Genomic DNA, 20,142 nt, shown 5'->3' with positions numbered 1-20,142 from the left:
TCCTAAGCCATGATGGACCAGAAGCGTTTCCTTTTGTCTTTCGTGCCCATCGCAGCCGCCGTCGTCGGTCTGAGCTTCACCTTGAATGGCTGCGGGGGCAACGACGCCGGACCAGGATCAGGGGGCAGCGGAGGAGCCGGTCCTGGCGGAACCGGCACCGGCGGCGGCGCTACCACGGGCGCGAGCACGGGCACAAGCGCGGGCACGGGCACGGGCACGGGCACCCCCACGACTGGCAGCGGAGCCGGTCCGGCCACGAGTGGAACGACGGGGGCGGGAGCCGGCCCTGCGACCGGAACCGGCGCAGGCGGGCATGGGACAATCGAGTGCGACGAGCCGGGCGGGACCGTGCCGCCGCTCAAGCTCACCGAGGTGGCCAGCGGCCTGAGTCATCCCCTCTTCGTGACGAGCGAGCCGGAAGACCCCAGCCGACTCTACGTGGTGGAGCAGGGCGGAACCATCCGGCTCATCACCGGAGGCGTGCTGCAGAGCGCCCCGTTCCTCGATATCACAGCGGACGTCCAGCAGGTCCAGTACGACCAGGATGAACGAGGGCTCCTCGGGCTCGCGTTTCACCCGCAATACGCGACCAACGGAAGGTTCTTCGTCTACCACAACACGAGGTCACGGACGCTGGCCCTCCGAGAGTTCAAGCGTTCAGCGACCAACCCGGACCAGGCTGAGCCGCAGCAGGGGCAGGAGGAGAAGGATCAAAACACGCTCTTCTCGATCCCGGTCCTGGTGGGCAACCACAACGGCGGGATGCTCGCGTTCGGTCCCGATGGAATGCTCTACGTAGGCGTCGGCGACGGCGGCGGGGACAGCTCGAACCCGGACCCGGACAACAACGGGCAGAACATCGAGGTGAAGTACGCCAAGATCCTTCGTCTGGACGTCAACAACCATCCGACGCCGCCTGCCGGGAACGTCTCCGGTGGAGACCCCTACGTATGGGATTACGGGCTGCGCAACCCCTGGCGCTTCAGCTTCGACCGCTGCCGAGGCGACCTCTACATCGGAGATGTCGGTGGGCGCTTGTTCGAGGAGATCAACATCGAGCCGCGCGGACAGGGCAACAAGAACTACGGATGGAGCGTCACCGAGGGGGCGACATGCCTGAAGGACGGCCAGGCGCCGGGCTGCGCTTCGCCGGCGATCACGCCGCCGGTCAAGCGATTTGATCACGACAACGGCGATGGCTCCGTGACAGGCGGTTATGTCTACCGCGGCAGCAAGATCCCCGCGCTCCGTGGGAAGTACCTGTACGGCGATTTCGCATCGGACAGGGTGTGGATGTTCACGTGGAAGGACGGTGTCGCCACGCCCGCGATGCCGACCGAGCTGGGGACGTCGCTCAGCCAGGATCTCGACTCCGTGAGCACCATCGAAGGCCTCGCCTCCTTCGGCGAGGACGCCGCGGGCGAGCTCTACATCGTCTCCTATGGAGGCACGATTTTCCGGATCGATCCGGAATAGGGCGCTCCGCGGACGCAGCACCGTAACGCCGTTTGTCATCGGTTCACGCTCTCCGAAGGGCAGCTTGCCAGAGCTGAATTCAAGCCATGCAGAAAAGGTCGAGACTCGGGGTAGGTTGGGTGCTCGCGTTCGGGCTGCTGAGCCGCGAGGCGGCGGCTGGAATCGATGACCTCCAGGGGACGAAGGCGGGCGAGATGCCGGAGCAGAACAACCTCGGCACCGCCGAGCGCTGCGCTGGATGCCATCGCGCCGAGGACGAGAGCGCCATGGATTACATGCCCACGGACACGTGGGCAGGTACCATGATGGCGAACGCGTGGCGGGATCCCGTCTTCAAGGCCGCCCTCACCATCGCCAACCAGGACGCTCCGGGGGTCGGCACGTATTGCTTGCGCTGCCACTCCCCGATCGGCTTCGTGAACGGGAGGGCGACGCCCCCGGATGGCTCTGGATTCGACCCCAACGCCGCATCCGACGGAAAGATCGTCGATGGCCAGGGGGTCAGCTGCAGCGTGTGCCATCGCGCGATGACGACCCTCGGCCCCGACGATACGAGATCGTACCTCATCGGCAACGCTCAGCTCGTGTTCGATACCACGCCGGAGGCCGCCGGGTTCACCAGCACGCCCGTGATGTATGGGCCGTACGAGAACGTGGTCTCGAACTCCCATATCGGCGAGCAGGACCCGACGCTCGCCGGATCGCAGTTCTGCGGGCAATGTCACCAGGTCACGAACCCGGAGGTCATGCTGAGGAACGCGGACGGCACCGAGACCACGTTCGAGTTTCCGCTCGATACGACCTTCGAGGAGTGGGCCTCCAGCGACTTTCGTGATGGTGGATCGAGCGAGAAGAGCTGCGTCGACTGCCACATGCGCAGGAAACCCGGCGAGTGGACCATCGCCGATCTCGGCCCGATCCGCGCCGAGCCGCGCGACCACGTCCTCGTGGGCGGCAATCACTGGGGCATCCAGGCCGTCATGGCGGCCGAGAAGGAGTTCGCCGCGGAGCGCGCCGGCGCCTTCCAGCTCGCGCTCGACCGCACCCTCGAGAGCCTCGCCTCGGCCGCCTCCGTCGCGCTCATCGAAGCCCCTCGGGAAGCGGAGGCCGGTGACGACATCACCCTCACCGTCCGCGTCGAGAACCTCACCGGACACAAGTTCCCGACCGGCTACGCCGAGAGCCGGCGCGCCTGGATCGCCGTGGTCCTCGTCGACGAGGACGGGCGCGAGCGGCCGCTGCTCGGCGGCTATGACGCGGACACCGGCGAGATCCAGCACGAGCCGCCCACCCACGAGTACCGGGCCGTGCACGGGCTCTGGAACAGCGGAGCGGGCGTGGGCGAGAAAGAGGAGCACCTCGCGCTCCACGACATGATCATCTCCGATACGCGCATCCCGCCGAAGGGCTTCGTGCCGTCGACGACGACCCAGCCGACGCCGGAGATCGACTTCAGCGACGGGAACGGCGGATTCCGCAACTACGATGAGGCGCGCTTCACGCTCACCGTGCCCGCCGGCACCTTCGGTGCCCAGACGCTCTCGGCGCGCGTCTACTACCAGTCGATGACGAGGGAGTACATCGAGTTCCTGCGATCCGAGAACGTCACCGACGACACGGGAGAACGGCTCCTGGAGATCTACGAGGAGACCGGCGAGGCGCCGCCGATCCTCGTCGCGAGCGCCGATGCGCCGATCGATCTGGGAGAGCCGCCCGACACCGCCGGCAACGGCAGCGGCGGCAACGGCAGCGGAGGCGGCGGCGGCGGCGGCGGCGACAGCCCGACCGGCGGCGGCACCGACGGCGCGCGCGACGCCGGCGGGTGCGGCTGCCGGACCCCCGGCGACGGCCACGACGGATGGCTCCCCGCAGGCCTCGCTGGGCTCGTCCTCGCCTCCGCCGCAGCCCGGCGGCGGCGAGCGCACCGGCGGCGCTGAGCACCCACCCGCCATGAAACGCAGCGACGGAACGGGCGCATCGCCGCCCGCGTCCGTCCCGCCTTCGCAACGCGCCTCTTTTCCCTCGCCTCGCTCCCCGGCGACAGCATAGATAGGGCTCCACCGAGCGCCTCACGGCGAGCCTCGCCTTGCCCATCGCCCGCCTCGTCGATCCCCTCTTCGTGCTCCTCGTCGCCGCGGGCCTCGGCCTCGTGCTGTCCGGCGGCGGGTGGACCTACCGTGCGCGCCGGGCGAAGGTCGGGCGGGCGCTCGCGTGGAGCGCCTGGCTCACGCTGTGGCTCCTCTCCATGCCCTGGGTCTCCAGCGGGATCGTGCGCCGCATGAGCACGAAGCCGAGGGATCTGCGCGCGGAGCTCGCCGGCAGCTCGCCCGAGCGGCGGGTCCTGGTCATCCTCACCGCCGGGATCGACGCCGACGAGTTCGGCACGCCCGCCATGGAACGGCAGTCGGCGCCTGGCATCGAGCGCGGCCTCGGCGCCGCGCGCGTCTACCGCACCTACGGCTTCGGCCACGTCATCGTCTCGGGGCAGGACGTCCGGCTCGAGCGCACCGAGCTCGCCGGCGCCATGGCCGACCTGCTCGTCGAGCTGGGCGTGCCGAGGAAGAAGATCCTCCTGGAGACCGAGTCGCGCGACACCCGGGAGAACGCCATCTACTCCGCCAGGATCGCCCGCAGCCTCTCGGCCGACGCCGTGGTGGTCGTGACGAGCGCGCTCCACATGCCGCGCTCGATCCGCATGTTCGAGCGCGCGGGCCTCGACGTCCTCCCCGCGCCGATCAGGTTCCAGGCCCTGCCGCACGACGGGCCGGGGCAGCTGATCCCATCGTCGCTCACCCTCCAGCGATCGCAGCGCGCCGTCCACGAGCTCGTGGGCCTGCTCGAGCCGTAGCCGCAGAGATCACGGCGAGCGCTCGCGCGTCGCGCTTACCAGGTGACCTTCTGCGAGCCGCGGACGAAGCGCCAGAGACCGACCACGGCCGCCGCATTGAGGACCACGAAGGTGCGCGCGAGCGAGCCGAGCTTGCCCGCGGCGCCCCCGAGCGCCGCGAGCAGGTAGAACGCCGCCTGGCCCCCGAACATCGCGCGCGTCGCGTAGAGCGTCCACGAGACATCGCCGCTGGCCTCGGCGCCGATCCACGCGGCGGTCGACGCGATCAGCAGCGCGACGAGCGCCCAGGGGCACACGAGGCGAAGCAGCTTGTGAGAGAAGATCTCGAACCACGACGGGTTCCTGAACGGGACGAGCAGCGCCGGGAGCAGCGAGAAGAGCTGGTAGTTGCCCGCCAGCGTGCGCACCTTGCGGCCGAACTCGCGCTCGTCACCGAAGGCGTCGTCGTACGCGATCGCGTCCTGCGCAAAGAGGATGGAGCGGCCCTCGAGCCGGAGCCGCATCGGCACCCACATGTCGTCGAGGATGACGCCCTCCGGGAGCTGGCTCATGTCGGCGCGCCGGATGGCGTAGATGGGACCGGTCACCCCCACCATGCTCCTGAACCTCCCCTCCTGGAGGCGGATCCAGTTCTCGTAACGCCAGTACGCCCCCGAGCCCGCCGAGCCCTTCAGGACCAGGTTGCCGGAGACGCAGCCCGCGTTGGGATCGGCCAGGAGCCGCATGAGCGCGCGCAGCGCCCCGGGCACGAGCGGCTGGCGGATGTCCGTCATCAGCAGCACCTCGCCCGTCGCGACCCCGAGCATCGTGTTCACGCCGATCGGCTTGCCGCGCCGCGCCTCGTTGACGATCACCTTCACCCGGGGGTCGCGCTCCGCCAGCTGCCGGGCCACGAGCACCGTGTCGTCGGTCGAGCCGTCGGAGTAGAGCAGGACCTCCAGCTTGTCCCTGGGATAGTCGAGCGCGAAGAGGCTCTCGACCTTCGCCTGGAGATACGACGCCGCATTGTAGACGGGGATACACGCCGTCACGGTGGGGACGTAGCTCGGATCCTCCATCCGCTGCGCAGGCCAGAGGCGCGCCAGGATGCCGATAACGATCGGGTACCCGAAATACGTGTACACGAGCACCGCGACGGCCAGAAAGGAGGCAATGACCACGCTAAACTGTAGAGCGCCGGTCGGGGGCGGTTGTCAATCGACATGGATGAGCGCCGCCGCGACCCAGCGGTTCGCGTCGCTCGAGCGTCGCGCGGCGTACGCGCGTCGCGCGAGCGTCGCGCGGCGCACATCACACGCCGCGATCAGTCCCGCACCTTCACGCTCCGGACGACGTCCCCATCCACGAGCGCAGCCCACGGCCCGGCGGCGACGCCGACCGCCGCGTACTGGCCGTCGAGGTGCGGCGCGCGAGCGTGCATGACGAAGAGCTGGCTCGATCCGGTGTCGCGGCCGGCGAGGGCCACGCCGACGCGCAGCGGCTCGAACGGGACGGGCGACGTCTCGCAGCGGAGCGCCGGCCTGCCGGGCGGACCTCCGGCGCCGTCGCCGAACGGAGCGCCGAACTGGGTGACGAAGCCGGGCACCACGCGGTGGACGATCTTGCCGTCGTAGTAGCCGGAGCGCGCGAGATCGACGAAGCGGGTCACCGCGACCGGCGCGAGCGCGGGGTCGAGCGTCATCGTGAGCTCGCCGGCGTCCGTGTCGAAGGTCAGCACCGCCGGCGCGCGCACGAGCGCGGAGGCCTCGGCCGGCAGCTCGCCGGCCGGCGGCGCGATGGCCGGCCGCCCCGCGTCGCCCGGCAGCCCGGCGTCGCACGCGATCTTGCGGCCCCGGAGCACGCCGAGCGCCGTCCCCGCGCGCGCCCGCGTCGTGGGGTAGCTCGAGCGGCAGAGATCCTCCAGGCGAGCCTCGGCCGGCTTGAGCGCGAGCGCCCCCACGGCGTCGATGACCGCGCCGATGAGCTCCGGATCGTCGCGCACGCCAGGGCGATCGAGGAGCGAGAGCAGCGCGCCCTCGATCGCCGGCGAGGTGACCGCGGCGGGCGCGTCCTTGTCGTCGCGCCGCCGCTTGCGCTTCCGCTTCCCCTGCCCCGGCGCCTCCGACGCGCGCTGGGGCTGCCGCGCGATGACCTCCGCCGCGGCGGCGACGAGGCCCGGCTCCTCCGCGGCGAGCGCCTTCGCCAGCAGGTCGGGCGCACCGGCGATCTCCTCGTGCGAGGCGATGAGCTCGATCGCGGCCTCCCGCGCGCGCAGCTCGCCCGACTCGGCGTAGGCGCGGAGCGCGGCGAGCCGCGCGCCCGTGATCGCCCCGCGGCCGATCACCTCGACGACCGCCCGGGCGCCGATCGAGCCGCGCACCGGCGCGGCGGCGTCCGGCTTGCTCGCCGGATCCGCCGGCGCCGTGACGTCGCAGCCGAGGAGCAACGGTTCGCGGTGGTTCGCGCCCGCGAGGAGCCTGGCCGCGCCGCAGCGGAGCCACGCGACGCGACGGAGGATCGCCGCGGGCGCGCTCGGCGGCGGAGGCAGGGCGGCGAGCTCGCGGAGCGGCTTGCGCGCGGCGCCTGCAGCTCCGAGCGCGTCGAGGGCGGTGAGCAGGACGCCGAAGTCCTCGCTCACGAGGCCCGTGAGCGCGATCGGGTCCGCGCTCGGGACGAGCGCGGGGAGCGCGTCGGCGAGCGCGCGCTGGCCGGGCGCGCCGAGGCGCTTGAGCGCGCGCGCGGCCTCGGCGCGCTCGCTCGCGGTGAACACGCCCTTCGTGCCGAGCACGCGCGCGAGCTCGGAGGCGGCCGCCTCCCCTGCCCGGCCGAGCGCGCGCACCGCGAAGAGCCGCGCGTCGCCCGCCTCCGCGAGCCGCGCGGTCGCGACGTCGCGGATGCGGGGGATGACCGTGAGCGGGACGTGCTCGAGCCGTCCGATCGGGTAGAGCGCCTCCGGGACCGGCGGGCTGGCCGCGCTGCCCGAGGCGAGGTTGAGCAACGCGACGAGCGTCTCCTCGCGCAGCTTGAGCTTGATCGCGGCGAGGTCGCCGAGCGCGTACGCCGCGTGGATCGCGCGCTCGCGCGGCCCCTCGAGCCACGCGACAAGCGTCGGCTCCGACGCCTCGGCGCCGCACCGCCCGATGGCGCGGGCGAGCGCGCCGCCCGCGTCGAGCGGCGGCGCTCCCGCGGAGGCGCCGCCGCTCGCGGCAGCGTCTCCGCCCGCGTCGCGCGGCGGCGCTCCCGCGGCGGTGCCGCCGCTCGCGGCAGCGGCGGCGCTCGGCGCGGCCGTCGTGCCCGGGCGGGCGTCGCGGGCGAGGGAGCGCGCGACGAGCGCCGAGACCGTCTCGCCCTCGTGGCCCTTGCACGAGAACCCGAGCCCGTAGGCGGCCCACGCGACCACCTCGTCGTCCTCGTCGGCGAGCGCGCGCCCGAGCCCGGGCCGCGCCGCGTCGCCGCCGATGCGCGCGAGCGCCCGCGCGGCGGCGCGCCGCACGTCGACGTCGCGGCTCTGCTGGGCTGTGGGGCTCACCTCCAGGGCGGCGCGGCGCTGCTCGGCGGCGAGGAGGGCATCGAACCGCGCCTGCGCCCCGGCGCTCGTGGCCGGAGCCGCCGCGGTGCTCCCCGCGTCCGGCGCGGGGCCGGGCGCCGGCTGTCCGGTGCAGGCCGCGAGAGACAGGGGCAGAGCGAGGAGAAAGGAGGAGCGCCTTCTCGGCATGATCACGTTTCACCCCGGCGCGCGCTGTCGAGCAGCCAGGCGGCGCTCTCGCAGAGGATCCGCCGGCGGCGCATCGCGCGCGCGTCGAGCCACATCGAGACCACCTCGTGACCGCGCTGCCACGCGCGCGCAACCACCGACGCGCTCACGTGCGGCGCCGGCAGCGCGCAGGCGTCGATCCCGACCTCGCGGAAGTTCTGGAGAGCCCTCGTCATGTGCCAGGGGCAGGTGACGATCGCCGCCCGCCGCGCGCCCATGCGGCGCAGGAGGGCCGCGCTGAAGATCGCGTTCTCGTGCGTCGTCAGCGACCAGAGGTCCTGCAGGATCGCGTGCGCCGGGACGCCGGCGCGCCGCAGCTCGGCGGAGAGCACGCGCGCCTCGATCTGCGCGCCCCAGCGGCGCCCGCCGCTGGCGATCACCCACGGCGCGACCCCGTCGCGGTAAGCCTGCGCCGCGCGCGCCGCGCGGCGTGCGCCGGGGGCCGCCGGGCGCCCGGACGGGAGCATCCTGCAGCCGAGGACGACGATGGCGTCCGCGTGGAGCGGCATGCGCCCGACCATAGCCCATCGGCCGTGGCCGTCGCGCGTCTGCTGCGCGGTGGCGTTCCCGCCGACCACCAGGTCGCCGCCGCCGCCGCCGCGCCGCCGCGCCGCCGCGACCTCCCACCGCCGCGCCGCCGCCGCCGCGCCGCCGCGACCTTTCGCCGCCGCGACCTTTCGCCGCCGCGCCGCCGCCGCCGCGCCGCCGCGACCTCCCGCGCCGCCGTCTCCGGGCCGAGCCGTGGCCGCCTGCCAGGGGCTCCCGCGCCACCGCAGCCCGCGCCCATCCGGCGCCCCCCGGCCGCCGCCTTCGCCGCCCTTCCGCCGCTGCCGCGGGCCTGCCGCGGGCCTGCAACCTACCCCGCAACTACATTGGCGCCCTGGCCCTGCTCCCCCGGCCAGGTCTCCACGTCTGCGACCTTCCTTGCTCCCGGTGCACCAGGCAGCTTGACGCTGCCCGCGCTCGGAATCTAATAGCTCTACCTTGAAACGGGCGGGGTTCAGCGAGCGAGGCAGGATGCGGATCAAGATGTGGGGGGTTCGCGGAAGCATCCCCACGCCCGGTGCAGGCACGGTCGAAGTAGGCGGCAACACGAGCTGCTATGAGATTCGTGCCGGCGAGACGCTGGTCATCCTCGATGGCGGGACGGGGCTCCGTCTCCTCGGCCAGGATCTGGTCAAGGAGATGCCCTTCGAAGCCTGGATGTTCTTCAGTCACGTGCACTGGGATCACATCCAGGGCTTCCCCTTCTTCACCCCCGCGTTCGTGCGCGGGAACAAGATCCATCTGTACGGCGGCCTCAACGTCTCTCGGACGCTCGAGGAGACGCTCGCCGGGCAGATGGACTACCCGAGCTTCCCGGTGCACCTCACGGAGATGGGCGCGGCGATGACCTTCCGCGATCTCTACGAGGGCGAGGTCGTCACGATCGGCCCGAACGACGACGTGCGCGTGACCAACGCGCGCGGCAACCATCCGAACGGCGTGTACGCGTACCGCGTCGAGCACGAGGGGAAGGTCGTCGTGTACATCACCGACTCCGAGCACTACGCCATCGTGGATCCGAAGCTGAAGAAGCTCGCGATGGGCGCCGACGTGCTGATCTTCGACGCCATGTACACGCCCGAGGAGTACGCGGGCGAGGTCGGCGGCGGTCCGAAGACGGGCTGGGGCCATGCCACGTTCGTCGCGGGCTGCCAGCTCGCGAAGGAGGCGGGCGCCAAGCAGCTCGTCCTGCACCACCACGACCCCAACCAGACCGATGCCATGGTGCGCGAGAAAGAAATGCGCGCCCGCGAGCTCTTCCCGAACACCATCGCCGCCCGCGAAGGCACGGTCATCGAGATCTAGCGCCCCGCCGGGCTCGCGGCGCGCCCCTCTCGGCGCGCCGCGGTCGGCGACGGCTCGCCTACCCGAGAGCGCGCCGTCCAGGCGGCGGAGCGCTGCGCCGCCTCAGGCGCTCTTCGCCAGCGGCGCAACGGGCTCGCGGGTGATCTCCTCGATGCGCGCGCGCATCCGCTTCTTCGCGCGCTCCTCGATCTGACGCACGCGCTCCTTGCTGACGCCGAAGTCGGCGCCGAGCTGCTCGAGCGTCACGGGGCTGTCGGTCAGCCAGCGCTGGTTCATGATGCGGCGCTCGCGGGGCGACAGCTCGTTCACGACCTGGAGCAGCGCGCGCGAGAGCTGCTCGCGCTCGTCGGCGGCGCAGGCCTCCTCCTCCGGCGTGTGCGAGCTCGACGCGAGCCGCTCCACCGGAGCCACGCCGTCGTCGCTCGGAGAGCGCTCGAGGCTGACGTCGCGCGCCATGAGCAGCGGCAGCAGCTCCGTCGCCCGCTCCTCCGACAGGCCGCTCAGCTCCGCCAGCACCGCCGGGTCCTTCTCGTGCGTCTTGCGGTAGATGCGCAGCGCGCGGCGCTCGCTCTTCGACGAGCCGAGGCGCACGATCCGGTACCCCCGCGCCACGTGCTCGCGGATCTCCGCCCGGATCCAGTAGGCCGCGTAGGTCGCCAGGCGGCAGCCGCGGTCCGGATCGAAGCGCTCCGCGGCCTTCAGGAGGCCGATGTTCCCCTCCTGCACGATGTCCTCCATCGGGAGCCCCCACCGGCGGTACTCGAGCGCGATCGTCATGACGAAGGGCAGGCACGCCTCGATGAGGCGCCGGCCAGCATCCCGGTCGCCAGCTCGCCAGCGGAACGCGAGCTCCCGCTCGGCCTCTGGGCTCAGGGTGGCGTAGTTCGCGAGCTCTGTACGATAAGCCGAGAATGCCGCACGATCCCAGGTGGTGCTCATGGTCTCTTCGTTCTCCGCCGCGCGCGCCGATCAAGGAGGCCTTGGGTTGGGAGACCCCTGCAAGCCGGTGGGCGGCACCCGGCCAGATGCAGGCGCGATGCCGGGGTAAACCCTACAAAATCGCCTTTTTTTGCGCTGGAATGCGCAACGTGTTCGGATCTCCCGAGGGACGCGAAAGCTTTGCGGGAAGCGGAGGAGCACGGATGCGCGGCGCTGAGCCCAGATCCATGGCGCACGAGCGGCGAATGAGTACAGGACGTGGCTTCCAGGTTTCGGGCGTGGGCAGCGCCCGCGGCGCCCTCCGCGCCCCGCGAGCGCGCGCCCCGATCGCCGCCGTCGCCTCTGCCCCCGCCACCCGCGTCGTGATATTCGGAGAGCAGTGAGGACACGCGTCGCGAGCTCCGTCGCGTGCATCGCCGCAAGCCTTGCGGCGCTCGCCTTGCTCTCGCGCGAGGCGGAGACGCCCCTCGCGAAGGCGCGGCGCGGGCTGGCTCGGCCCCTGCTCCACGCCATCGCGCCCGACGACGAGGAGATCGACGGCGCCGGCTGCGATCCGAACGCCCTCGACCGCGGCATCGCGGTGCCGACCGGGGCGCCGACCTCGCTCGGCTGCGAGCAGGCGCGCGCCATCGTCGCCCAGGCGCGCACCACGCTGGCCGCTCCGCCGCTCCGCGTCGATCCCGCAAAGTTTGCCGAGGCGACCTCCGACTGGCTCGATCCGCACGGGCTCTGGTCGGTCGCGCCCGACGCGCCCGTGGGGGCATCGCTGGGGCGGGAAGCTGCTGCGCTCCTCGCCGAGCTGCAGGCGCCCGTGGGCAGCGGGCCGTGCTCGGCGGCGCTGCGCGTGGGCGAGGAGCTCTCCCGGTGGTCGCGCGAGCTCGATGGGCTCTTTGACGAGGGCTACCGGCGCGGGCTGGCCAGCCCGCCCGCGACCCCGGCCCAGACGTGGGAGCTGATCTCGGCGGCGCCGTTCGAGGACGGCGAGGTGACGCGGAGCGCCCGGGATCTCGCGCGCGAGCTCGGTCGGGAGGTCGGCGGGCTGCGCGCGCGCTTCGGAGAGCCGCTCGCCCGCTACGCCGACGCCGTGCGCGAGCGCGCGGCGCCCTCGCTGAGCGAGGACGGCTGGGCGCGCACGGTGATCGCGGCCGCGGTGCGCGCCTACGTGCCCCAGCTGGACGCCCACGGCGCCTGGGCGCCGCTCGAGGAGGAGGTCTCCATCTACGACCTCGACCTCGAGGCGCGCCCGCCGGCCCGGCTCTGGCAGGAGATGACGCGCACCGCGATCGGGGTGCGCATCGACCGCGGCGCGCTCGCGCCGCTCGCGGACGGCGACGTGGTGATCCGGATCCAGGATCTGCCGATCTCCGGCATGAGCGTCGAGCAAGCCGAGCAGCTCGCCGTGCTGGCCGACGTGCGCCCCGGGACGACCGCGCGCGTGGCGCTGCTCCGGCGCGGCGCCGCGGCGCCCCTCGAGCTGGCCGTGGCGCCGCACCCGATCGGACCGCAGCCGGCGGAGCCCGCGCCGGCCTCGCTGCCGCTCGATCTGGTGCGGTTCGGCGACGGCAAGGTCGCGGTGATCACCATCCCCGACGTCCCCGACGACCTCGGCGATCGGGTCGCGGCGGCGCTCCTCCGCGCGCGCGCGCAGAGCGACACGCGGGGCGTGATGCTCGACGTGCGCGCGAACGGCGGCGGCTCGACCGACGGGGCGATCGCCGCGCTGGGGCTGTTCCTGCCGGGCGTGCCGCTGTTCCCGATGCGGCGCCGCGACGGCGGCGTCGAGGTGGAGCGCTCGCCCGACGTGCCCGAGGGGCGCGGGTGGAGCGGGCCGCTCGCGGTGCTCGTCGACGGCGACTCCGCGAGCGCGGCGGAGATGATCGCCGGCGCGATCGGCAGCTACCGGCGCGGCGTGGTCATCGGCGATCGCACCTACGGCAAGGGGTGCGCCCAGGAGTACCTCGACGACGACGCCCACGTCGGCGTCCTGCGCCTCACCACGCTGCTCTACGCGCTCCCCGACGGCGCGCCGGTGCAGAAGGTCGGCATCGTGCCGCAGGTGCAGCTCTCGCTGCCGGCGACGAACGAGCGGGAGGCGCGCGTGGACCGGGCGCTCGGTCCGTGGCGCGGCCCCGACGTGCGCGATCTGCACCGCGTGCGCGAGGTGCCGTGGTCGGCGCACGCGGGGCGCGTGGGGCCCTGCCGCGACGAGACGGTCTGCCGCGCGCTGCGGTCGCTCGGCGCAGTCCGGGCGGCGGCGCTCTGACGCGCGTCAGCGCTTCCAGAACTTGCCGAGGAGGCCGCCCGCGGGCGTCGGGTCGTTGCTCGCGCGGCTGCGCATCTCCTGCACGCGCACCTCGCGGATGGCGTCGAGGTTCTTCGGGTTGATCTCGGCCGCCAGGCGGAAATCGCGGCTCGCCCGATCGACCCGCCCCGTGCGCTTGAGGAGCATGCCGCGGTAGAAGAGCGCCCGCTCGTAGCGGGGCTCCTTCCCCAGGACGACGTCCAGCGTCTCGATCAGGTCGTCGTAGTGCGCGCTCGTGGCCCCCTCCGCGAACGCGGGCGGCTCGCCGCGCCGCTGCGCCTGGATCCAGACGAGCAGCGTCATGTACTCGGGCTGCTCCGGGTCGGCGCTCAGCGCGCGCCGCGCGCGGATCTCGGCGCCCACGAGGTCGTTCTTCTTGAGCAGGATCTCGGCCTTCTGGAAATCGAGCGCGGCGTCGACGACGCGGGCGATCTTCTCGTCGTCCTCCGCGGGGGCCGCGGCCTCCTTCGGCGCCTGCATGTACTCGGCGCGCCGCTTCGGATCGCTCAGCGTCTGGTAGGCCTCGCTGATGCGGGCGAACACGCGCGCGACGAGCGGCTTGACGTCGTGGAGCTCCGCCGGCGTCCGGTCGGGGTGCCACTGCTTGGCGAGCGCGAAATAGACGCCCTGCACGCGCTCAGGAGGGGTGTCCTCCGCGACGCCGAGCATCTGGAAGAAGCTCTCGCCGTCGATCGCGGCGGCGCGCGCCTCGATCTCGGCGCGGCGCGCGGCGAGCTCGGGGCTCGGCGCCGCGCGCGGCAGCGGCGGGAGATCGGGCGGGGGCGCCGCGGGCTCCGGGGCGCGCGCCGGCGGAGGCGACGCCGACTCGGCGCGCCCCGCCGCCCGCGCGGCCCTGCCCTCCTGGCCGACGGCCGCCATCTTGACGGTGGGCGCCTGCGGCTGCGGCGGCTGCGCGCGGGCGCCGGCAAAGGACGGCACAGGGGGCTGCTTCGGCCCCTTCGGATCCGCGCCGCGGAGCGCGCCGCCCGGATCGCCGCCGGACGCGCGCGGATCGAACGGCGCCGCGGGACCCGGGATCGACGCGCCGCGGCCGTCCAGCGCCCCGGACGGGGGCGGCACGGTCGAGCGGCGCGGGACGAGCGGCTCGGCGAACGGTGATCCCGGCCGCCTGCTGGACGGCGCCGGGGGGGCCTCGGTCTGCCGCGGCGAGGCGCGGCCGTCGGCCTCGCCGCGCGCCGGGCGCGGCCCGGGCATCGTCGAGCCCGAGGTGGGGCGCGGCGAGCGCGCCGCCGCGCCGGCCGGCTCGCGCTGGGGGGCCTGGCCCGCGTCGGCCGGGACGGCGCCGGCGGCCCGCTCCCGGCCAGATCCACCGGACCCGCCGAGCCCCACAGGGCGACGGCCCGGCGCGCCGAGATCGAGGTGCCGCGTGATCGCGAGCGCGTAGATCGTCAGCCGCACGACGCGCTCCTGCGCAACGCCGGCCCCGAGGAGCTCGGCGAGCGTCATGCGCCGCGTCCGCAGCAGGTCGACGACGGCCGCCTCGTCGCGGTGGAGCTGGAACCGCTTCATCTCGGCCTCGACGTGGAGGCCGAGCTGCCGGCTCTGGATCCGGTCGAGGGTCGCATCGATCAGCGGATCGTCGGCGTGGAGCCGGACGCCCGCCACGATCACCGCGAGCGGCTCGCATCCGATGAGCTCCGGACCGCCGTAGGACGACAGCAGGTTCTGGCCGTCGTAGTAGGCGTACCGCGTCTCGGGCGAGAGGTCGTAGAGCGCGACAAGCTTGCGCACGAGCTGCTCGCGCAGCACGGCGTAGACCGTCTCCCTGTCGAGCAGGCCCCGGGAGACGAGCAGCCGGCCGTGCAGCACCCTCCGCTTCGTGATGTCCCGGAGCGTCTCCCGGAGCGTCGCCTCGTCGAGGAGGCCGAGATCGAGGATCACCCGGTCGAGCGGGGCGATGATCGTCCCGGTCCAGATCTTGGCCGGCACGCCGTCGCTGAAGAAGATGCCGTGGCGGACGCCCCCGGGGTCGGTGAAGCACGTGGTGCCGGTGAGGCGCCGGTCGAGCATGTACACGAGCAGGTGGACGAGCGGCGTGCGCGCGAGCGCGCCCTCCGCGGTCGGCGTCTCGCCCGGCAGCGACAGCACCGCGATGGGGCCCGCCATGGCCGAGGGAGGCAGGTCCGACACCGGGGTGCGCTCGCGCCGCGGTGACTGCTCTCCCCAGCCGCGGGCGCGCAGCGCGAGCGGCCGCGCGCTCTCCTCGGGAACCTCGTCTGGATCGCTGTCTGTCTGCACCGACCACGACTCCTCTCCGTGAGCGCCCGGCGGGGGCGAGTACCGGTCCGCCGCCGCGGCGGGCTCCTGCTGCTGCGGTGGATCCGGCCAGCGCGCCGTGGTGCGCCCGGGCCGCAAGGTCGGCGAGCGCTTGCCGGACGGCGCCGGCGGCAGGTCCGCGAGCATCCTGGCCTCTTCGCCGCCGTCGTCGGCCAGCGCCGCCGGCGCAGCCTCGGCCGGCGAGGCTGGGCCGCGGCCGGCGTCGCTGGACCGCGGCTGCGTCCTCCGGCTCCCCGGCGAGCTGGTCATCGGCAGCGTGGGCGACGAGGGCCGCGTGATCTGCTGCGGCGGCGGCATGCGCAGGCTCGCGAGCGGCGACGCCGGCGCCGGCGCGGAGCGGATGGGCGGCTCCGCCGCGATCGCCGGCGACCGGAGCGACGCCTGCGGCGCCTCCTGGACGGCCGCGTGGGCGCGCATCGACGCGGCGGCGGGGTCGTCGCTGGTCGCGACGATCCGGCGGATGTGCCGCGTCGGCTCGCCCTGGCGGGGCCGCTCGGCGAGATCGACCTCGAGCGCGCGCGCGGCGATAGGACCGCCCGAGGCGTCGAGGACCAGGCGGACGCGCGGCTGCGAGTAGCGGGCCGGGTGCGCCGGCGTCTGCACCACCAGCGCGACCTCGCCGGTCGAGAGCTCCACGAGCGTGCCGGTCGGAAAGATCCCGAGCGCGCCAACGAGCAGCCGCAGCACCGTGCGGTCCGCCGGATCGGTCGCCTCCTGCTCGAGCTTGGCGATCGCCTCGTCGGCGGAGAGCGGCGTCTCGCCCGGCGCGGGCGTCAGGAGATCGTTGAAGGCGCGGGCGGTCGCGAGGATGCGCGCCTGCAGCGTCGGCTGGCGGAGGCCGCGGTACACCGGGCCGAGCGCCGCCTGGCGGCGCACCCAGTGCGCCTCGTAGGCCACCACGGTGCGCATGACGCTGGGCTCGTTGACGAGGCCGAGCGCGGTCAGCACGACCGCCGTACCCGCCGGTACGTCCGCCTCCTGCTGCTCGCTCAGCTGCGGGACGAGCCCGCCCGCGCCGCTCGCCGCGGCGCCGGTGAGCCGCGGCCGCGCGATGTCGAAGAGCAGCGCCGCCATCGAGAGCCGCTGCAGGAGGACGACGTCGCCCGTGATCTGCCGGGCCATCGCGAGGCTCAGGATCGCGGTGTTCACCGCGCGCCCGGCGTCGTCGTGGTTCTGGTTGCGGAGCGCGGTGACGCCCAGGAACGCCGGCGTCTCGTTCGCGGAGAGGTCGACGAGGCGCTGCGTGATGCGCTTGACGCCCTGCCGCAGGGTGTAACGGCCGTGCCGGAGGTCGTCATAGAACCGGCGGAGGATCACGATCGCCGTCGCGTAGGTCCGCACGATCGCCGAGGTCTCGTCGCCCTCGCGATCGGCCGCCACCTCGCGGCGGAGGACCGCCTCGTCCACGGCGCGCAGGCGGACGCGCGGCGCCGGGCGGTCCGCGAGCGCCGGCTTGCCGCTCCGGAGGGCCTCGGCGAGCGCGGAGGCGAGCGCGTAGAGATCGCTCGCGCGGACGTCCTTCGCGACCCCGATCTCGGAGTAGCCGCAGCGGCTCAGGACGTCGCCGAGCTCGAGCGCGCCCTCGTAGACGGCGCGGTTCGCCTTGAGGAGCTGCCCGGAGACGAAGACCGAGCCGCGGGTGAACAGGATGGAGACGTTGTGGCCGGAGCGCTGGCCGAAGTCCTGGATCAGCGAGACCGTCTCCTCGACCTGCCGCACCATCGCCTGGTTGTCGATGGCGTGCAGCGTCGAGAGCTTCACCAGCCGGAAGAGGGCCTGCACGACGCTGGCGGCGAGATCGCGCGCCTGCTCGCGCCGGATGTTCTCGGACACGTTCTGGCTGATGACGTCGACCTGGGGAGCGGTCACGGGAGATCTCCGGCCGTCGAGATCCGCTTGCCGAGGCGCGCGGCGATCGCCTCGGCGGCGGCGCTCGCGGCGTCGCGCAGCGCCTGGCTGTTCCAGGGCCGCCGCTTCGAGGCCGCGAGCGCGGCGTCGAGCGCCTCCTGCGAGCTCGCCTCGCGGCCGAGCAGCTCCGCCGAGAGGCAGCGGGTCTGCTCCGCGGCGTCGTCGGCGAGCAGGCCGTGCCGCTGGAGCAGCTCGACGGCGATCGACTCGCCGCGCGCCGGGTTCAGCGTGTAGAGCGCGCCGAGGAACTCGCGCCGCTCGTCGAGGGCGAGCTGGTGGAACGAGCCGTCCTGCACGCGGCGGACGAGCAGCGGGCCGGCCGCGCGGACCTGGTGGTGCGCCAGCGTGCGGAGCGCCGCGACGCGCACCTCGGGCGGCGCCGCCTCGGCGAGCGAGAGCAGCTCGTCCCGGATCTGCTCGGGGCTCGCCGCGAGGTGGGCGATCGCCTCGCAGCGGAGCGCCGCGTTCGCGCACCCGGAGAGCCGCTTCAGCGCGCCGAGGGCGCCCTGCGTCCGCGACGCGGCGAACATCTTGAGGATCGGACGGGCGACGTCGAGATCCAGCGTCATGAGCGCGTCGACGACCCCCTCCTCGTGCCCGGGCAGCGTCCGCTCGAAGTAGCCGAGGAGCGCGCGGCGCAGGGGCTCGTGGCCGATGTGCCCGACGACCTCCATGGCGACGGGCAAGTAGTCGCTGCCGAGCTTGTGCAGGATGGGCGCGAGGCGCTGCGCGACGAGATCGAGATCCACGGAGGCGGGCTGCGCCGCGGCGCCGGGGGTGCCCGTCATGACGACGCGCGTCGCCTCGCGGAGGAGCAGCCGCATCGTGTCGGGCGGGAACATGCCCCGGGCGAGCTCCGTCGCGAGCGCGCCGCCCTGCTGCCTGGGCGCGAGCGAGTCGAGCGCCTTCTCGACCGCATCGTGCATCCCGAAGAGCATGTCGAAGCGGCGCGCGAGGATGAGATCGCGCGCCGAGGCGGCCATCGGCTCGGTCACGAGCGCGACGTCCTGGTAGCGCTTCGCGTTCAGGAAGGCGTCCGCCACGATCTCGACGAAGCGCTCGCTCCAGCGGTCCGGGCTGAGCACGAGCTGCGTGCCGAGCGCGCGCTGCGCGACCGGGTCGAGGGCGAGCGCGCTCGCGGCGCGGCGCGCCGCACGCAGCGCGGCCGCGTCGGTGTCGATCACCATCGCGGCCGCCTCGGCGCGGTTCGCCTTCTCCTCGGCGGCGCGCCGGGCCATGCCCTCGAGGTCGTCGGCCTCGTGCCAGAACTGCTCGCGATCGGCCGCGTCCCCCTCGGCGAAGACGCTCACCACGTCGTAGCGCACGTGCTCGAGGCGGCGCTCCCACAGCGCGGCCGCGACGTCGTCCTCGGGGGCGAGGTCGCGCAGCGGGTCGAGCAGCAGCACCTCGCAGAACGAGCGCAGCTCTTCCTCCGTGATGCCCGGCAGCAGCTGGACGCGCCGCACGCCGGCCGCGAAGAGGTTGTACGGGACCAGGTCGAGCGGGTGCGGCGGCTCCCACACCGTCCGCCCGCGGTGCTCGAAGGCGTACGGCGTCAGCGCCCAGTGGACGAGGCTCCCGTCCGCGCGCAGCGCCTCCACGATGGCCTGGAAGGTCGCGCGGAGCTTGTTGTCCGCGTCCGGATGGCGAAAGCCGTAGTGGCGCACCGCCGGGAGCAGCCGCTCCACGCGGCGGAACACCTCGGTGAGCCGCGTGACCGCGGGATCGTCCGGCTCCGCGTCGCCCGGCTCCTCCTGGGGCGCGGGCTCCTCCGGCGGCCGCATCCCGACGGCCGTGGGCGAGTCGTCCGGCGGGGGGCGCCGCGTGCTCTGCGGCTCCGGGCGGCGCGGGGCGGACGCGCCGGTCTCCTCGAGGACGCGCAGCACCTCCTGCCGCATCTGCGCGGCCGAGTCGTAGCGGTTGCGCCGGTCCCAGGCGAGCGCCTTGTCGACGAGGCCGATGACCGAGGCGGGCAGCTCGGGCGCGATCCGCGCGAGCGACGGCGCCGGCGTCGTCGCGGCGAGGATGAACGCCTCGTTGTCCGAGCGCCCCTGGTGGAGGCGCTGGCCGCTGAGCACGGCGTACAGGGTCGCGCCGATCGAGAAGAGATCCGCCCGCCCGTCGACCCCCTCGGTCAGCCCCATCGCCTGCTCCGGCGCCATGAACGAGGGGGTGCCGAGCGCGGTGCCCGCCTTGGTCTTGTCGCCGGGCGCGCCGCGCAGCCTCGCCACGCCGAAGTCGAGCAGCTTCACCACGTTGTCCTTCGTGACGAAGATGTTCGCGGGCTTCAGGTCGCGGTGGACGATGCCTTCCCCGTGGAAGCTCTCCAGCGTCTCGAGCACCTCCCCGGCGATCCAGAGCGCCTCCGCGGCGGGGAGCTTCCGGCTCTTGCGCTTCCAGAGCTGCTGCACGGTCTCGCCGTCGAGCAGCTCCATCACGAGGAACGGCTCGTCCTGCTCGGTGATGTCGTCGTCGAGGATCGCGACCCGGCCAGGGTGATCGATCTTGTTGGCGACGTACCCCTCGCGCAGGAACCGGTCGCGGATGCCGACGTCCCGCGCGAACTCGGCGTGGAGGATCTTCAGCGCGGCGCGCGAGCCGTTCCGGTGGGTCGCGGCGTACACGGACGCCATGCCCCCCACGCCGAGGAGCGCGTCGATCCGCCACTTGTTCTTGAGGGTCATCCCGACGCGCGCGCGCGCCCGCTGCTTCTCGTCCGGGGCGTCCGAGACCTCCGAGGGAGGAGGAAGGACGGACTCGGGGATGACGCCACGTGAGGTCATTCGG

General features: G+C 73.6%; 11 protein-coding genes. 5 read left to right on the top strand and 6 right to left on the bottom strand.

The window, feature by feature from the left end:
- The first annotated feature begins 9 nt into the window (after nucleotides 1–9).
- The 3 genes from WMF36_RS04940 (at nucleotide 10) to WMF36_RS04930 (ending at nucleotide 4,324) form a co-directional block, all read left to right on the top strand.
- Nucleotides 10–1,476 carry a PQQ-dependent sugar dehydrogenase gene (locus WMF36_RS04940; protein ID WP_437578451.1) on the top strand — a complete coding sequence of 489 codons (1,467 nt, stop codon included), beginning with the start codon at nucleotides 10–12 and terminating at the stop codon, nucleotides 1,474–1,476.
- Between the two features lie 86 nt (nucleotides 1,477–1,562).
- Entirely contained in the window at nucleotides 1,563–3,413 is a 1,851-nt protein-coding gene (locus tag WMF36_RS04935) for an MYXO-CTERM sorting domain-containing protein (protein WP_437578450.1), read from the top strand.
- Nucleotides 3,414–3,562: 149 nt separating this feature from the next.
- Entirely contained in the window at nucleotides 3,563–4,324 is a 762-nt protein-coding gene (locus tag WMF36_RS04930; RefSeq protein WP_437578449.1) for a YdcF family protein, read from the top strand.
- A 35-nt stretch (nucleotides 4,325–4,359) separates the two neighbouring features.
- On the opposite strand, the gene WMF36_RS04925 is transcribed toward WMF36_RS04930, so the two are convergent.
- The 3 genes from WMF36_RS04925 to WMF36_RS04915 form a co-directional block, all read right to left on the bottom strand.
- Complete coding sequence (locus WMF36_RS04925) at nucleotides 4,360–5,484, bottom strand: glycosyltransferase family 2 protein (protein WP_437578448.1); 1,125 nt, start codon at nucleotides 5,482–5,484, stop codon at nucleotides 4,360–4,362.
- A 143-nt stretch (nucleotides 5,485–5,627) separates the two neighbouring features.
- On the bottom strand, nucleotides 5,628–8,018 hold the full coding sequence (locus tag WMF36_RS04920) for a peptidylprolyl isomerase (protein WP_437578447.1): 2,391 nt from the start codon (nucleotides 8,016–8,018) through the stop codon (nucleotides 5,628–5,630).
- Between the two features lie 2 nt (nucleotides 8,019–8,020).
- Entirely contained in the window at nucleotides 8,021–8,566 is a 546-nt protein-coding gene (locus tag WMF36_RS04915; protein WP_437578446.1) for a YdcF family protein, read from the bottom strand.
- A 508-nt stretch (nucleotides 8,567–9,074) separates the two neighbouring features.
- On the opposite strand from WMF36_RS04915, the gene WMF36_RS04910 reads away from it, so the two are divergent.
- Nucleotides 9,075–9,908, top strand: a complete 834-nt coding sequence (locus WMF36_RS04910) for an MBL fold metallo-hydrolase (RefSeq protein ID WP_437486994.1) — start codon at nucleotides 9,075–9,077, stop codon at nucleotides 9,906–9,908.
- A gap of 102 nt (nucleotides 9,909–10,010) precedes the next feature.
- Here WMF36_RS04910 and WMF36_RS04905 read toward each other — a convergent pair whose 3' ends face one another.
- Complete coding sequence (locus WMF36_RS04905; protein WP_437578445.1) at nucleotides 10,011–10,847, bottom strand: sigma-70 family RNA polymerase sigma factor; 837 nt, start codon at nucleotides 10,845–10,847, stop codon at nucleotides 10,011–10,013.
- A gap of 379 nt (nucleotides 10,848–11,226) precedes the next feature.
- On the opposite strand from WMF36_RS04905, the gene WMF36_RS04900 reads away from it, so the two are divergent.
- The gene (locus tag WMF36_RS04900; protein WP_437578444.1) at nucleotides 11,227–13,110 is read left to right on the top strand and encodes a S41 family peptidase; all 1,884 of its coding nucleotides are present in this window, start codon (nucleotides 11,227–11,229) and stop codon (nucleotides 13,108–13,110) included.
- Nucleotides 13,111–13,116: 6 nt separating this feature from the next.
- On the opposite strand, the gene WMF36_RS04895 is transcribed toward WMF36_RS04900, so the two are convergent.
- Both WMF36_RS04895 and WMF36_RS04890 read right to left on the bottom strand, forming a co-directional pair.
- A complete protein-coding gene (locus WMF36_RS04895; RefSeq protein ID WP_437578443.1) occupies nucleotides 13,117–17,316 on the bottom strand; it encodes a DnaJ domain-containing protein in 4,200 nt (1,399 codons plus the stop codon).
- Nucleotides 17,313–20,138 carry a protein kinase domain-containing protein gene (locus WMF36_RS04890; protein WP_437578442.1) on the bottom strand — a complete coding sequence of 942 codons (2,826 nt, stop codon included), beginning with the start codon at nucleotides 20,136–20,138 and terminating at the stop codon, nucleotides 17,313–17,315. Before WMF36_RS04890 ends, WMF36_RS04895 begins: the two co-directional genes overlap by 4 nt.
- Nucleotides 20,139–20,142 lie beyond the last annotated feature (4 nt).

This window comes from Sorangium sp. So ce887 (genome assembly GCF_051521455.1).
GTDB lineage: Bacteria > Myxococcota_A > Polyangia > Polyangiales > Polyangiaceae > Sorangium.
The sequence above is the reverse complement of the archived record's forward strand: the minus strand, read 5'-3'. Positions and strand labels throughout refer to the sequence as shown.